Genomic DNA, 14978 nt, shown 5'->3' with positions numbered 1-14978 from the left:
ACGTGAGGTTGTTCGCGCACGGCACGGTCATTCTCTACGGAGTTGACCCGGTCAAAGACGATGTGCGCCGCCCTGAACGGCGCTCGTTGGAGCGGCCTTGTCTTCATTTTCGCAACAATGCGGTCACTCCGACAGTAGGGCCCTCGTCAGTGGATGCGCTGCGTCGGTGAGACCGTCGAGAATGTCGAAGTGGTGCTTGTTCGGCTCGACGACCGTTGCGGTGGTTGAGCCCAGCCCCGTCCAGATGTTGGCGAGCAAGGCATTCTGGCGCAGGAATTCCGCGCGTTCGCTGGCGCCGGCCCAGCAGGTGATGCGGGCATTTTCCATGGGTCGCAGCAGTGCGGGGCTTTCCGCAAGTGCCTCTGCCTCGTCGAGGGCGAGCTTTTCATTCATGGTGGTGGATAGAAGCGGGCGCAGGTCATGCAGGCCGGAGATGGAGACGACGTTGCGGATGCGCTGCTGAACGAGCGGTGCAAGAGGCGACGTCGCCGTGACCATCCGGCTGGCGAGATGACCGCCGGCGGAATGCCCGGTCAGCATCAGAGGGCCCTCGACGCGCCTTGCGGCTTCCCCGATGGCGGCTGCGACTTCCGTCACGATGTGCCCGATGCGAACTTCCGGGCACAGCGTATAGGATGGCATGGCGACGGCGTAGCCGCTCGTGACAGCGCCGGCGGCGAGATGCGACCAGACGCTCTTGTCGGTTTGCAGCCAGAAGCCGCCATGCACGAAGACGACCAGACCCTTGGCCGGGCCTTCCGGGAGAAAGAGGTCCAGGCGGTTGCGCGGCCGCTCGCCATAGGCGAGGTCGAGTTTTGCACGCCCGGCGGAAAGCAACGTGTCCCGGAATGCTGCGGCGGGCTTGGTCCAGGCCTCCGGCCACCGATCGCTGCGCGCGATGTTCACACCATTGGCATAGGCGTCGTCCCAATCCGAAATGCGGTATTCCAGCATCGCTGCACTCCTCCCGTTGATGCGGCCAGCGGCATAGCAATCGCCTGGTCCGTCGGCAAAGGCAATGCCATCGGGCAAGAAACTTTATGCTTGAAATAATTTTTGACAGATGCGATGCTGCTCCATGTTCAGCGCAGAAGTGGAGGTCTTCGCTGTGCCCATCACCAACGATGCATTTCCTGCGCGACGGCGCGATCCGGCGGAGCCATGCCCGGTCGAGTGTCGCTGCGCGGCCAAAAACCATCTCGTCGGCTTTGACCGTGCCTGGGAGCAGGGCGAGACAGCAACAGGGGAGTAGCCGCCACATGCTTGGACCGACCGCACATGTCGACACATTCACCCGCGACAACCTGCCGCCGCCGGGGGAGTGGCCGGATTTCCTGCTCGACGGCTTCGACTATCCGGATCATCTCAACGCCGCCGTGGAGCTGACCGATGCGATGGTCGCCAAAGGCGTTGGCGACCGCACGGCGCTGATCGGCAACGGGCGGCGGCGCACCTACAAGGAACTCTCCGACTGGACCAACCGGCTGGCCCATGCCCTCGTCGAAAACTACGGCGTGAAGCCCGGCAACCGCGTTCTCATCCGCTCGGCCAACAATCCGGCCATGGTCGCGTGCTGGCTTGCCGCCACCAAGGCAGGCGCCGTCGTTGTCAATACGATGCCGATGTTGCGCGCCGGGGAACTCGCCAAGATCGTCGATAAGGCCGAAATCAGCCTGGCGCTCTGCGACACGCGGCTGATGGACGAAATGATCGCCTGCGCCAAGGACAGCGCCTATCTAAAACAGGTCATCGGCTTTGACGGAACCGCAAACCATGATGCTGAACTCGACCGCGTCGCGCTCGACAAACCGGTCACTTTTAATGCCGTGCGGACGGGACGCGACGACGTGGCGCTGCTCGGCTTCACATCCGGCACCACGGGCGTGCCGAAGGTGACCATGCACTTTCACCGCGACCTCATGGTAATCGCCGACGGCTACGCCAAGGAAGTCCTTGCGGTGACCCCCGAGGACGTCTTCGTCGGCTCGCCGCCGCTCGCCTTCACCTTCGGCCTCGGCGGCCTTGCGATCTTCCCGCTGCGTTTCGGCGCGGCCGCGACGCTGCTCGAACAGGCGACGCCGGCGCTGATGGTGGAGATTATCGAGACCTACAAGGCGACGATCTCGTTCACGGCGCCCACCGCCTACCGCGCCATGCTGAAGGCGATGGATGCCGGCGCGGACCTCTCGTCGCTGCGCGTTGCCATCTCCGCCGGCGAGACGCTGCCCGGGCCTGTCTTCGAAGAATGGACGCAAAAGACCGGCAAGCCGATCCTCGACGGCATCGGCGCCACCGAAATGCTGCACATCTTCATTTCCAACCGTTTCGAAGACCGCAAGGCGGCCTCCACCGGCAAACCCGTGGGCGGCTATGAGGCACGGATCGTCGACGAGGAGATGCACGAAGTGCCGCGCGGCACGGTCGGCAAGCTTGCGGTGCGCGGCCCGACCGGCTGCCGCTACATGGCCGATACCCGCCAGCGCGACTATGTGCGCGACGGCTGGAACCTCACGGGCGACGCCTTTCTGCAGGATGAGGACGGCTTTTTCCACTTCGCCGCCCGCTCCGACGACATGATCATCAGCGCCGGCTACAACATCGCCGGCCCTGAAGTAGAGGCGGCGCTGATCGCCCATGCGGACGTGGCGGAATGCGCCGTGATCGGCGCGGCCGATGGCGAACGCGGCCAGATCGTCGAGGCCCATATCGTGCTGGTGGCCGGCGTTTCGGCCGACGAGGCGACGATCAAGCGCCTGCAGGATCATGTGAAGGCGATGATCGCCCCCTATAAATACCCACGCTCGGTGAAGTTCCTGGATGCCTTGCCGAAGACACCGACCGGCAAGATCCAGCGTTTTCGCCTGCGCACGGAGCATTGAGATGAGCAAGCCGTATGACCCTTCCACGGAAGGCGCACAGATGTCGTTCAAGGAGCGCATGTCCTACAGCGACTATCTCAAGCTGGAGAAGGTGCTGACGGCGCAGGCGCCCCTGTCGGACGCCCATGACGAAATGCTGTTCATCATCCAGCATCAGACCTCCGAGCTGTGGATGAAGCTTGCCTTGCATGAGATCAGCTCGGCGATCCGGTCGCTACGGGCGGACCGGCTGGAGCCCGCCTTCAAGATGCTGTCGCGTGTCGCCCGCATTTTCGAGCAGCTCAACAGCGCCTGGGACGTGCTGCGCACGATGACGCCAAGCGAATATACCGAGTTCCGGGATTCGCTCGGGCAATCCTCGGGTTTCCAGTCCTGGCAGTACCGGGCAATCGAGTTCCTGGCCGGCAACCGCAATCCCGCCATGCTGCGCCCGCACGCGCATCGCCCCGATATCATGGAAAAGCTGGAGGCGATCCTCGCCGCACCCTCGCTCTACGACGAGGCGATCCGGCTTCTCGGCCGCAACGGCTTCGATATCGGCGACGAGGCGGCGCGCAGCGACTGGCGCGAGACACGCACCGAGAACGACAAGGTTTTTGCAGCCTGGCAGACAGTTTACCGCGATCCGCAGCGCTATTGGATGCTCTACGAGCTTGCGGAAAAGCTCGTGGATTTCGAGGATTATTTCCGGCGCTGGCGCTTCAACCATGTCACCACCGTCGAGCGCATCATCGGCTTCAAGCGCGGCACGGGCGGAACCTCCGGCGCCTCCTATCTCAAGAAAATGCTGGAAGTGGAACTCTTCCCCGAGCTATGGCATGTTCGTACAGACCTTTGATAGAACACAATAAAAACCGAACTCTATGAGGAGAACAGCATGAACCGCATTCTGGCAGCAAGCCTCTTCGGCCTTTCGCTCGCGACATCCAGCCTCGCCTATGCCGAGCCGGTGAAGATCGGCGTCATCACCACGCTTTCGGGTGGCGGTGCCGGCCTTGGCATCGACATGCGTGACGCCTTCACGCTCGCCATCAAGCAATCGGGCAACAAGGACGTCGAACTCGTGATCGAGGATGACGCCCAGAAGCCGGAACTGGCCGTGCAGATCGCGGAAAAGATGATCCAGGGCGACAAGGTCGACCTGATGACCGGCATCATCTGGTCGAACCTCGCCATGGCCGTCGTGCCTAACACGGTGGCGCAGGACATCATTTATCTTTCGCCGAACGCCGGCCCCTCGGCGCTGGCCGGGGCGAACTGCAATGCGAACTACTTCAACGTCGCCTACCAGAACGACAATTTCCATGAAGGCATGGGCGAATATGCCAACAAGGACTACAAGAACTCGTTCATTCTCGCGCCCAACTATCCGGCCGGCAAGGATGCGCTGACCGGCTTCAAGCGCTTCTACAAAGGCAACCTTGCCGGTGAGGTCTATACCCAGGTCGGCCAGACGGATTACGCGGCCGAAATTGCACAGATCCGCGCGTCTGGCGCCGATTCCGTCTACTTCTTCCTGCCCGGCGGCATGGGCATCGCCTTCATGAAGCAATATGCCCAGTCGGGCGTCGGCATTCCGGTCATGGGACCGGGCTTCTCCTTCGACCAGGACGTGTTGCCGGCCGTCGGTGATGCAGCGCTCGGCGTGAAGAATTCCGCCAGCTGGTCGCCGGACCTCGACAACGAGACCAGCAAGGCCTTCGTCGAAAGCTTCAAGGCCGAATACAACCGCCTGCCTTCGGTCTATGCGGCGCAGAGCTGGGATACGGCGAACCTGATCCTCTCGGCGCTTTCCAAGGCGAGCGTCAAGGACAAGGACGCCTTTCGCGCAGCGCTGAAGGCAGCCGACTTCAAGTCCGTGCGCGGCACGTTCACCTTCAACAAGAACCAGCACCCGATCCAGAACATCTATGTGCGCGAGGTGGTGAAGGATGGCGACGTGCTGACCAACAAGATCGTCGCGACCGCCTTCGAAAATCACAAGGACGCCTACGCCGACCAGTGCGGCCTGTAACGCCCTTTGACGTCTGATTGCCCGGGCGCCCGGCTTTAGCCGGCGCCCGGGCTATGCCCCACGCGATCCTGACCCGAAGCTTGGACCGACGCCGTGTTCACCGCACTCCTCATCGAACAACTGCTCAACGGGCTTCAGCTCGGCGTAATGCTGTTTCTGATGGCCGCCGGTCTGACGCTGATCTTCGGCGTCATGGGCCTGATCAACCTCGCCCACGGCTCGCTCTACATGATCGGCGCCTTCGCCTGCGCGACGGTCGCGGCCGCCACCGGCTCCTTCTGGCTGGGCCTCATCGCCAGCCTTGTCGCCGCCGCCGGTGTCGGCGCCCTGATCGAGGTCGCCGTGATCCGAAGGCTCTACGACCGCGACCATCTCGACCAGGTGCTCGCCACCTTCGCGCTGATCCTCATTCTATCCGAAGGCGCGCGCTGGCTTTTTGGCTCGTTCCCGCTCTATCTCGATATTCCCAAGCAGCTTCAGGGCGCGGTGCCGCTTCCGGGCGGCGGCCAGTACCAGCTCTACCGGCTGGCCATCATCGCCGTCGGCATTGCGGTGGCTGTGGGCCTCTACCTGCTGATCTCCAAGACACGCCTTGGCATGCGGATCCGCGCCGGTGAATCCGACCGCGAGATGATCGCGGCGCTCGGCGTCGATATCAGCACGCTCTATACGGTGGTCTTTGCGCTCGGTGCCGCACTGGCCGGCCTTGCCGGTGCACTCGTCGGGGCGCTCCAGTCGGTTCAGGTCGGCATGGGCGAGCCGGTGCTCATCCTGGCCTTCGTCGTCATCGTCATCGGCGGCATCGGCTCCATCAAGGGCGCGCTGGTCGGCGCGGTCATCGTCGGCGTCGTCGATACCATGGGCCGCTTCCTGCTGCCCTCGCTGCTTGCGCTGACCATGCCGGCCGCACAGGCCACCACGATCGGCGCAGCAGTGGCCTCGATGCTGATCTATGTCGTCATGGCTCTCATCCTCGCTTTCAGGCCGAGCGGCCTGTTCGCGGCCCAGTCGTGAGGCCCAGATGACCCGCGAGACCACCGTCAACCTCTTCATTGCCCTCCTGCTTCTCGCCCTGCCGCTTATCGCGGCCGGCATGGGCGAACCCTTCTATGTGACGCTTGCCACCCGCGTCGTCGTGCTGGCGCTCGCCGCCGTCGGGCTCAACCTGGCGCTTGGGGTCGGCGGGCTGCTGTCCTTCGGACACGCCGCCTTCTTCGGCCTTGGCGGTTATGTCGCCGGCATCCTGGCAACCCACGCGTTCAACGCCGAACCACTCTTTGCCGGCATTCCCGGTACGACCTCCATGCCGCTGATCTGGCTGGTGGCCGTTCTAGTTGCCGGGCTCGTCGCCCTGCCGATCGGCGTGATCAGCCTGCGCACGACCGGTGTCTATTTCATCATGATCACCCTCGCCTTCGCGCAGATGATCTACTATTTCGCCATCTCCTGGCCGGCCTATGGCGGCGAGGATGGCCTGTCGATCTATGTGCGCAACGCCTTCCCCGGCATCAACACCGCGCAGCCGCTACCCTATTTCCTGATCTGCTTTGCGGTGCTCATGGCGACGCTCCTGCTGTTTCGCCTCGTCGAAGGCTCGCGCTTCGGCAGCGCCCTGCAAGCGGCCCGGCAGAACGGCGTGCGCCTTGCCGCGGTCGGCATTCAGCCCTTCCAGATTCGGCTCGTCGCCTTCACGCTCTCGGCGATGATCACTGGCCTTGCCGGTGCGCTCTATGCCGATCTCAACCGCTTTGTCGGCCCGTCGATGCTCTCCTGGCACATGTCGGGTGAACTCATGGTGCTCATCATTCTTGGCGGCAAGGGACGGCTGTTCGGACCCGTCGCCGGCGCGATGATCTTCGTCTGCCTCGAATATGTGCTCGGCGGCATCACCGAGCGCTGGCAGTTCTTCCTTGGCCTCATCCTGCTCGGCATCGTGCTTTTTGCGCGCGGTGGTTTTTTGGGCCTCGTCTCGGGAAAGCCGCGCCATGTCTGAGCCCATTCTCGAAATCCGCGACCTGCGCAAATCCTTCAACGCGCTGAAGGCCACCGATGGCGTCAGCCTCGACCTTTACCCCGGCCAGATCCACGCGCTGATCGGGCCGAACGGTGCGGGCAAGAGCACGCTCATCCACCAGATCGCCGGCTCCCTGAAAGCCGACAGCGGCACGATCCGTTTTCTCGGCCGGGACATCGGCGGGCTCGACATGGCGGCGCGGGCAAGGCTCGGCCTTGCCCGCAGCTTCCAGATCTCCTCGCTCGCACAGGAATTCTCCGCACTGCGTAACGTCATGCTGGCGGTGCAGGCGAAGGAGGGCAGCAGCTTCCGGTTCTTCCGGCAGGTGGCGCGCGACCGGAGCCTGATCGATCCCGCAATGGCCATGCTGGAGCGTGTCGGCCTTGCCGCCCGCGCGCATGTGCCGGCAGCGGAACTTTCCCACGGCGAGCGCCGGCAGCTCGAAATCGCCATCGCACTCGCCCTTTCGCCAAGAGCCTTCCTCTTCGACGAACCCATGGCGGGTATGGGACCGGAAGGCTCCAAGCAGCTGACGATGTTCCTCGACGGCCTGCGCCACGAAGCGCCGATGCTGCTGGTGGAGCACGACATGGATGCGGTTTTCGCGTTGGCAGACCGCATATCGGTGCTGGTCTACGGCCGCATCATCGCAACGGGCACGGTCGATGAAATTCGCCGCGACCCGGAAGTCCGCCGCGCCTATCTGGGAGAAGCCGCGTGACCCTCCTTGACCTCAAAGGCCTCGAAACCTTCTACGGCGCCTCGCAGGCACTCTTTGGCGTCGATCTCGATATCAGGGAAGGCGAAGTCGTCGCGCTGATGGGGCGCAACGGCATGGGCAAGACGACCACGATCAACTCGATCATCGGCCTCGTGCGTCCGCGGGCCGGCGCGATCAGCTTTGGTGGCAAAGCCATCTTCGGCATGCGGCCGCACCGTATCGCCAGGCTCGGCCTCGGTCTCGTGCCGGAAGGACGGCGCTGCTTTCCCAACCTGACGGTGATGGAAAATCTCGTCGCCACGGCCCGCGGCAGCGAGTGGACTTTTGCGAAGGTTGTCGATCTCTTCCCGCGCCTCGGCGAGCGGCGCGACCAACATGCCCGCACGCTTTCCGGCGGCGAGCAGCAGATGCTTGCCGTCGGCCGTGCCCTGATGACCAATCCGCGCCTCCTCATCCTCGACGAGGCGACCGAGGGCCTTGCTCCCGTCATACGGCAGGACATCTGGTCGGCGATCCGCAAGCTGAAGGCCGCCGGCCAATCGATCCTTGTCGTCGACAAGACGCTTTCGGAGTTGCTGCCGGTGGCGGACCGGTGCTTCGTGCTGGAAAAGGGGGCAACTGTCTTCGAGGGCGCGCCGACGGCGCTGACGCCGGAGCTTCAGGACCGCTATCTCGGCGTCTGACGCTTGCTCAGGCGGCCGGGATGCCGCCGCCGAGCACCACGGAATAGGCCTCCGCATCGATATTGCCGCCGGAGATGACGCAGACGATGTTTCCCGTCAGATCGGGCCGTGCGATCGCGGCGGCGAGCGAGGCCGCGCCCGCACCTTCGGCGACAATCTTGGCCTTCCTGAACAGCAGCCGCATCGCCTCCGCCACATTGTCAGGGCTGACGGCAATGGCGCCGTCGATCAGGTCCCGGGCGATCGGCCAGAGTTGCGGCACCAGCGAGGGGCCGCCAATGCTTTTGATGAAGGACGGCCGGGTTTCGATCGTCACGATTTTTCCCGCTGCAAGGGCTGCGGTGACCGGCGCTGCGCTGTCGTCCTCGACCGCGAAGACGCGCGCCCGCGCGGAGACGGCCTTGATTGCACTGGCGACCCCGGTGGTCATGCTGCCACCGCCATAGGGTGTCAGCACCACGTCGACATCGGGCAAATCCTCGACGATTTCCATGCCGATGGAGCCGTTGCCGTTGAGCACCGCCTGGTCGGTCACCGGGTTGATCAGCAGTTCCGGCGCATCCGGCCGGTCCGCGCCGACAATGTAGTCCCACCAGGTTTGCGCGCTGACGAAGCGCACCTCGCCGCCGAGGCTCCGCACACCATCGATCTTGGTCTGCGGCGCCCCGCGATACATGTAGGCCACCATCGGCACGCCGGCGCGGTGCGCGGCCCAGGCCATGCCATAAGCCATGTTGCCGGAACTGGTGACCGCGACGCCTTTGCTGAGCGCCGGGCGATCACGCGACAACACGGCATTCAAAGCCGGCCGGAGCTTGAAGGCGCCGATCGGCGGCAGGGTTTCCAGCTTCAGGAAGATTGTTCGGTCTGGGAAACCGAGGTCGAGCCTGACGAGCGGCGCGCGGGCCAAGTGTGGCGCGATGCGCAAACGTGCCTCGCCGATCTCGTCAAGGGTCGGGCGGTGTGGTTCGGTCATGGCAAAAGGCCTCCCGATATCCTCTGTTGAGAAACTGCGGGCAAAGACCGCCCGCAGTCGCAAATCAGGTCACGGCGGCCCGGACGGCAAAGCGTGCATCCTGCCATGCGCCGGTGCGCAAAATATCTTCGAGGATCACGACGGCCTGCCACACGTCCGCATAGCGGACATAGAGCGGCGTGAAGCCGAAGCGCAGGGTGGAGGGAGCACGAAAATCGCCGATGACGCCGCGGGCAATCAGTGCCTGCATGATCTCATAGGCGTTCGGATGGCTGAACGACACCTGGCTGCCGCGTTTTGCGCGGTCGCGTGGGCTTTCCAGTTCGAGGCCATGGCCGGCGCATTTTTCTTCGACGAGCGCAATGAAGAGATCGGTAAGGCCGAGGCTCTTTTCGCGCAGCGCGGCCATGTCGACCTCGTCCCAGATGTCGAGTGCGCCCTTTAATGCGCGAAACGACAGGATCGGCTGCGTGCCGCACAGGAAACGGCGGATGCCATCGCCGGCCGCATAATGTGTTTCGAAGGCGAAGGGGCGCGCATGGCCCCACCAGCCGCTGAGCGGCTGGCTGATATTTCCGTGGTGCCGTTCGGCGGCGTAGATGAAGGCCGGCGCACCGGGGCCGCCGTTCAGGTATTTGTAGGTGCAGCCGACGGCGAAATCGACATTCGCACCGTCGAGATCGACCGGAAGGGCGCCCGCCGTGTGGCAGAGGTCCCAGATGATGAGCGCGCCGTTCTCGTGGGCCTTCTGCGTCAGCGCCGCCATGTCGCGCAGCTCGCCGGACTTGTAGTTGACATGGTTGACGAGAACCACGGCGACGTTGCCGTCGACCAGATCCTCGATATCAGGTGCATCCACGCCTTCGAGGCGGAGCGATGCACCGGGACGCGTCGAAACCACGCCCTCGGCCATATAGATATCCGTCGGAAAACTGCCGCCCTCGCTGACGATGACCGAACGGTCCGGCCGAAGCGCCATCGCGGCATGCAGGGTCTTGTAGATGTTGATCGAGGTCGTGTCACAGACGACCGTCTGGCCGGCAGCAGCGCCAATCAGGCGGCCGACGCGGTCGCCAAGCGCCAGCGGCATGTCGAACCAGCCGGCGGTGTTCCAGCTCCGGATGAGGTCCTGCCCCCATTCTTCCGTCGCCGCCTTCTGCAGCTCGGCGAAGGCGGCATGCGAGGCGACGCCCAGCGAATTGCCGTCGAGATAGACGAGGCCCGGCGGCAGGATGAAGCGTTCACGCATGGAGCGCAGCTCATCGGCGGCATCCATGGCCTCGATCTGAGTGAAATCGGGAAGTGCGGTCATTGGATGGTCCTTGGATTATTCGCGAACGGTTTCGCGGGCGGGCGCTGCCCCGCGGCTGCGCTTGAGGCTCGGCAGGGCCAGCATGGCCAGGACGAACAGGCCCGTCGCCAGCTTCAGATCCGGCGGCGGCATGCCGGCGGCAAGGCAGAAGGAGACAAGCTGGTAGTAGACGATAGCCCCGACGAAAGGGGCGGCGAGCTGGCGCGGCACACTACTCTTGCCGACGATCGCCTCGCCGATCATCAGCGCCGCAAGCCCGTTGATCAGGATGCCGAGGCCCATATTGACGTCGGCAAAGCCCTGCGACTGCACCATCAGCGCGCCGCCTGTCGCGGAAAAGGCGCCGGCAAGCCCGACGCCGCCGATGGTCGCGAGCCAGACATTGATGCCCTGCGCCTCGGCCATATCGGGATTGGCGCCGACGGCGCGCACGGCCGTGCCCTTTTCGGTGCGGAAGAAATAGAGGAGCAGGGTGAAGACGAGGAGGCCGATGGCCCCTGCCATGACGATCTTGCTCGCCGGAAAGCCGGGCTGAAGGAATGGCACCCAGTCGAACACCGTCGTCGAGCCGAAGACCGAGAGGTTCGAGCGGCCCATGATGCGCAGGTTGATGGAGTAGAGCATCGTCATCATCAGGATGCCGGCGAGCAGCGTGTGGATCCGGAAACGCAGGTGGATGAAGGCCGTGCAGCAGCCGGCGACGAAGCCGGCCATGAGCGCAATCAGGATCGCCGGGAGCGGTGACATGCCGGCCGCCATGAGCACGCCGCAGACGCAGCCGCCGAGCGGGAATGCGCCTTCGCTGGTCAGGTCCGGAAAGCTCAGCATGCGGAAGGGGATCATGATGCCGAGCACGACGAAGGCGAGGATGAGGCTCTGTGCCAGTGTGACGGGAACGAGTGCGATGAAGCTCGCGACGGTGTTTTGAAGAAAATCCATGGTCGTCAGCTCGCCAGAAACATGCGGTCGGTTTTGACGGAGAAATGGCCGATCAGGTCCGGGACCGTGATCGCGGTTTTCTCCCCGCCGGCGATTTCGAGGCGCACGCGGCCGGCATCGAGCATGATGACCCGGTGGCCGAAATCCACGGCGTGCTGCATGTTGTGCGTCACCATCAGCGTGGTCAGCTTCAGGGCCTCGACGGCGCGGATGGTGGCCTGCATGACGATATCGGCGGTGCGTGGATCGAGCGCCGCGGTGTGTTCGTCGAGCAGCAACAGTTCCGGCGAACCGCCGACCGCCATGATCAGCGACAGCGATTGCCGCTGCCCGCCCGAAAGCAGTTCCACCCGGGTATCGAGACGGTTTTCAAGCCCGAGGCCGAGCAGCGACAGGCGCTCCTTGTAGGACGCCAGCCGTGCCGGATTGAGGCCGCGGCGGAGTGTCCGCTTGTTGCTCCGGAGATCGGCCAGCAGCATGTTTTCCGCCACCGTCATCGAGGCCGCGGTACCCTTCATCGGATCCTGGAAGACGCGTGCGAGCCTGATGGCGCGTTTGTGCACGGGCATGGCCGTCACATCGTCGCCATTGATGAGGACCTTGCCGGTATCAAGAACGAGTGCCCCTGAAATGGCATTGAGCATGCTGCTCTTGCCGGCACCATTCGAGCCGATGACGACGCCGAATTCACCCGTTTCGAGGCGCAGAGAGAGATCGTTCAGCGCGGTCTTCTCATCTGCCTGTCCCTTGTAGAATACCTTGCGGGCTGACCGGATTTCCAGCATTGGCTTCCCCCTTTATTGTTGGGTGACGGCGCTTGTCGCGCCGCCACCGGTTCGCAGATCAGTCGATCAGGCAACCACAATCGGCGAGCGAGGCCGGCACTTCGAGACCGAAGGCGGCGAGCGTCTTCTTCGAGATCAGCGGCTTGTGGTCCTCATAGGCCGGGCGCCACGGGGCGATGGACTTCGGGTCCTTGCCCTTGAGGATTTCCGCGGCGATCCGGCCGGCGGCAAGGCCGACCTGCTCATAGTTCACGGCAAAACTCGCCGGAACGACGCCGTCGCGCACCGCACCGTCATCGGAGTTGACGATCGGGATCTGTGCCTGGCGTGCGGCGGCCGAAACGGCGGCGATCGCCGGCTGGAGCAGGTTGGAGGCCGGCGTATAGATCACGTCGGCCTTGCCGGCGAAGGAAGCGATGCGCTGCTGGATGTCGTTGACGTTGTCGACGCCGACATCGACCACCTCGAAGCCGGCCGCCGGTGCTGCATCCTTGATCTTTTCAAGCAGCGCCGCGTCGTTCGCCTCGCCCGGATTGTAGGGCACGCCGAAGCGCTTGGCGTTCGGCAGAAGCTTGTGGGTGAATTCCATCACGGCGGCGACGTCCTGAAGGTCGGTCGCACCCGTCATGCCCTCGTCGCCGGCCTCCCAGGAGGGCACCAGCTTGGCGGCCACCGGATCGGTGACGGCGGAGAAGACGACCGGAATGCCGGAGCCGGCGAGTGCCTTCTTGGCGATCTGCGAGACGGGGGTGGTGATCGTGTAGATCAGCTTCGGCTGTTCGGCCTGGAGCTTGGCGATCATCTGCGGCACCAGCGATGCATCGAAATTGGTGTGGCTCTCGCTGTAGACGACGTCGGTTCCCTCGATGAAGCCGTTTTCCGCCAGAGCCTTCTTGAAGCCGGCGATCGATGCGGCAAGCTGCGGGTGCTCACCGAAATTGGCGATGCCGATGCGGATCGGCTCGGCGGCCGCCACCCCTGCACCCCATGCGAGAGCGCCAGCGACCAACAATCCGGAAATCCAATTCTTTTTCAGGCTGCTCATGAAATCCTCCCAGATACGACAAGCGGCCGCCGTTCCTCAGCGGCTTGCAAGGATCATGGCGGCGGGACGCTTTCTTGTCAAATAAATATATATAGTTTTGAAGTGGGCGCGTGATTATATATATTTGTGTCCATTGGGTGCAGGCGTTAAGGGAACTCGATGCAAGATCAGGAGCAATCGACCAAAACCGAATCCGCCTACCGGCTTCTGCGACGCGACATTCTCGCGACGCGGCTAAGACCCGGTGCGCCGATGAAGCTGAGCGCGCTGCGCGACCGCTATGAGATCGGCTGGACGCCGCTCCGGGAGGCGCTGTCGCGGCTGGAGGCCGAGGGGCTCGTCACGGCGATCAGCAATCGTGGTTTTGCCGTGGCGCCGGTCTCGCGCGAGGAATTGGAGGATCTCACCCGCGCTCGTCTGGTCGTTGAGGTCCCGCTTCTCTTGGAAGCGATCGAGAATGGCGGCAGCGAATGGGAGTCCGCCGTCGTCACTGCGCATTACCGGCTGTCGCGCTGCAAGCTCGCCGTCGAGACTGCGACGGAAGGCGAGATCGACGAATGGGATGAGAAGCACACCGCCTTCCATGCCTCGCTGATCAGTGCGGCGCGGTCGACCTGGCTGCTGCGCTTCCAGGCGACGATTTCCGACCAGCTCCGCCGGCATCACCGGTTCCTTAGCCTTGCCCCGGCGATACGCGCCGCCGAAGGCAGGAGCGAGGGATATGAGGAGGCTGTTGCCGCGCTGCGCGACGCCATGGCGATCGAGCACCACACCGAACTCATGGAGGCCGCACTCGACCGGAACGTCAACCAGGCGCGGGTGCTTATGGCCGACCACATCGGCTTTACGGTCAATGTCTTTGCGCAATCCGAGGACGGCGGCGGCCCCCTGCCCGCGCTGCAGGCGCAGCCGTCAAAATGACGGTGCGACGTCTGGCCTGTCCAAGTGTTGGAAACATCTCTAAAAGACAGGTGACGGGATAGAAAGCGGGCATTTGCAATGACGGGTGACGACACGTTCGACATCGCGCCGGATTGGCTGGATGGCGAAACCAAAGTCCTTGAGGCTCCGCATGATCACCGCGCCGAGCTTCGGCTTTGGCTGCGCCTTTTGACCTGCTCGACCCTGGTCGAGAGCGAGGTGCGGCGGCGGCTCAGGGAAGAGTTCGACTCGACCCTGCCGCGCTTCGACCTGATGGCCCAGCTCGAGCGCGCGCCGGATGGCATGGTGCTCGGCGAGGTCTCCAAGCGCATGATGGTCTCGCCTGGCAACATCACGGTTCTGGTGGAGCGGCTGACCGAAAGCGGGCATCTGAGCCGCACGACACTCCCGACCGACCGGCGCGTGCAGATCATTGCACTCACGCCCTTTGGCCGCGGTGAATTCGAGAAGATGGCGGCCCGGCATGCCGACTGGATTTCCGACCTCTTCGCCGGCCTCGCACCAAACGATGGCGGTGTGCTGATGGATGAGCTTGCCAAACTCAAGCGCTCCATCATTGCTTCGCTTGCCAAGGGCACCTGAAACGCCCTTTCCGTCTTTTCTGACGCCCTTTGAAGCGAGCCGTTCTCACGCGGCGCGTCCGGCCAAACCATCTGTGCGCCCAAAAC

At 63.9% G+C, this 14978-nt stretch carries 15 protein-coding genes; 9 read left to right on the top strand and 6 right to left on the bottom strand.

Features of this window, described 5'->3' with window-relative positions; translation table 11 throughout:
• Positions 1-123: 123 nt before the first annotated feature.
• Entirely contained in the window at positions 124-954 is an 831-nt protein-coding gene (locus AC1RT2_RS15365; protein WP_493103163.1) for a hormone-sensitive lipase, read from the bottom strand.
• 305 nt (positions 955-1259) lie between these two features.
• Here AC1RT2_RS15365 and AC1RT2_RS15360 point away from each other — a divergent pair, with 305 nt between their 5' ends.
• The 7 genes from AC1RT2_RS15360 to AC1RT2_RS15330 all read left to right on the top strand — a co-directional run bounded on the left by AC1RT2_RS15360 (position 1260) and on the right by AC1RT2_RS15330 (position 8311).
• Positions 1260-2879, top strand: a complete 1620-nt coding sequence (locus AC1RT2_RS15360; RefSeq protein ID WP_493103161.1) for an AMP-binding protein — start codon at positions 1260-1262, stop codon at positions 2877-2879.
• 1 nt (position 2880) lies between these two features.
• Complete coding sequence (kynA, locus tag AC1RT2_RS15355) at positions 2881-3717, top strand: tryptophan 2,3-dioxygenase (RefSeq protein WP_493103159.1); 837 nt, start codon at positions 2881-2883, stop codon at positions 3715-3717.
• A 39-nt stretch (positions 3718-3756) separates the two neighbouring features.
• Complete coding sequence (locus tag AC1RT2_RS15350) at positions 3757-4893, top strand: ABC transporter substrate-binding protein (RefSeq protein WP_493103157.1); 1137 nt, start codon at positions 3757-3759, stop codon at positions 4891-4893.
• A 93-nt stretch (positions 4894-4986) separates the two neighbouring features.
• Positions 4987-5907: a branched-chain amino acid ABC transporter permease gene (locus tag AC1RT2_RS15345; protein WP_069062133.1), complete on the top strand. Its 921-nt coding sequence runs from the start codon at positions 4987-4989 to the stop codon at positions 5905-5907.
• A 7-nt stretch (positions 5908-5914) separates the two neighbouring features.
• Complete coding sequence (locus tag AC1RT2_RS15340; protein WP_493103154.1) at positions 5915-6886, top strand: branched-chain amino acid ABC transporter permease; 972 nt, start codon at positions 5915-5917, stop codon at positions 6884-6886.
• Positions 6879-7628: an ABC transporter ATP-binding protein gene (locus AC1RT2_RS15335; protein ID WP_493103152.1), complete on the top strand. Its 750-nt coding sequence runs from the start codon at positions 6879-6881 to the stop codon at positions 7626-7628. Before AC1RT2_RS15340 ends, AC1RT2_RS15335 begins: the two co-directional genes overlap by 8 nt.
• Positions 7625-8311: an ABC transporter ATP-binding protein gene (locus AC1RT2_RS15330; protein ID WP_493103150.1), complete on the top strand. Its 687-nt coding sequence runs from the start codon at positions 7625-7627 to the stop codon at positions 8309-8311. Before AC1RT2_RS15335 ends, AC1RT2_RS15330 begins: the two co-directional genes overlap by 4 nt.
• Positions 8312-8318: 7 nt before the next feature.
• Here the strand turns inward: AC1RT2_RS15330 and AC1RT2_RS15325 are convergent, their stop codons facing one another.
• The 5 genes from AC1RT2_RS15325 to AC1RT2_RS15305 form a co-directional block, all read right to left on the bottom strand.
• Complete coding sequence (locus tag AC1RT2_RS15325) at positions 8319-9287, bottom strand: threonine ammonia-lyase (RefSeq protein WP_493103148.1); 969 nt, start codon at positions 9285-9287, stop codon at positions 8319-8321.
• A 64-nt stretch (positions 9288-9351) separates the two neighbouring features.
• Positions 9352-10599, bottom strand: a complete 1248-nt coding sequence (kynU, locus tag AC1RT2_RS15320; RefSeq protein ID WP_493103146.1) for a kynureninase — start codon at positions 10597-10599, stop codon at positions 9352-9354.
• 15 nt (positions 10600-10614) lie between these two features.
• Positions 10615-11538, bottom strand: coding sequence for an ABC transporter permease (locus AC1RT2_RS15315; RefSeq protein WP_493103144.1), 924 nt, complete (start codon positions 11536-11538; stop codon positions 10615-10617).
• A gap of 5 nt (positions 11539-11543) precedes the next feature.
• Positions 11544-12323: an ABC transporter ATP-binding protein gene (locus AC1RT2_RS15310; protein ID WP_069062140.1), complete on the bottom strand. Its 780-nt coding sequence runs from the start codon at positions 12321-12323 to the stop codon at positions 11544-11546.
• A 58-nt stretch (positions 12324-12381) separates the two neighbouring features.
• Positions 12382-13368 carry an ABC transporter substrate-binding protein gene (locus AC1RT2_RS15305; protein ID WP_493103141.1) on the bottom strand — a complete coding sequence of 329 codons (987 nt, stop codon included), beginning with the start codon at positions 13366-13368 and terminating at the stop codon, positions 12382-12384.
• A gap of 159 nt (positions 13369-13527) precedes the next feature.
• Between AC1RT2_RS15305 and AC1RT2_RS15300 the strand changes: the two genes are divergently transcribed.
• A complete protein-coding gene (locus AC1RT2_RS15300) occupies positions 13528-14289 on the top strand; it encodes a GntR family transcriptional regulator (protein WP_493103139.1) in 762 nt (253 codons plus the stop codon).
• A 78-nt stretch (positions 14290-14367) separates the two neighbouring features.
• Positions 14368-14892, top strand: coding sequence for a MarR family winged helix-turn-helix transcriptional regulator (locus AC1RT2_RS15295; RefSeq protein WP_493103137.1), 525 nt, complete (start codon positions 14368-14370; stop codon positions 14890-14892).
• Positions 14893-14978: the final 86 nt, after the last annotated feature.

The organism is Shinella sp. GW821-FHT11G07, from assembly GCF_058808115.1.
This window is presented reverse-complemented; position numbering and strand designations above follow the sequence as displayed.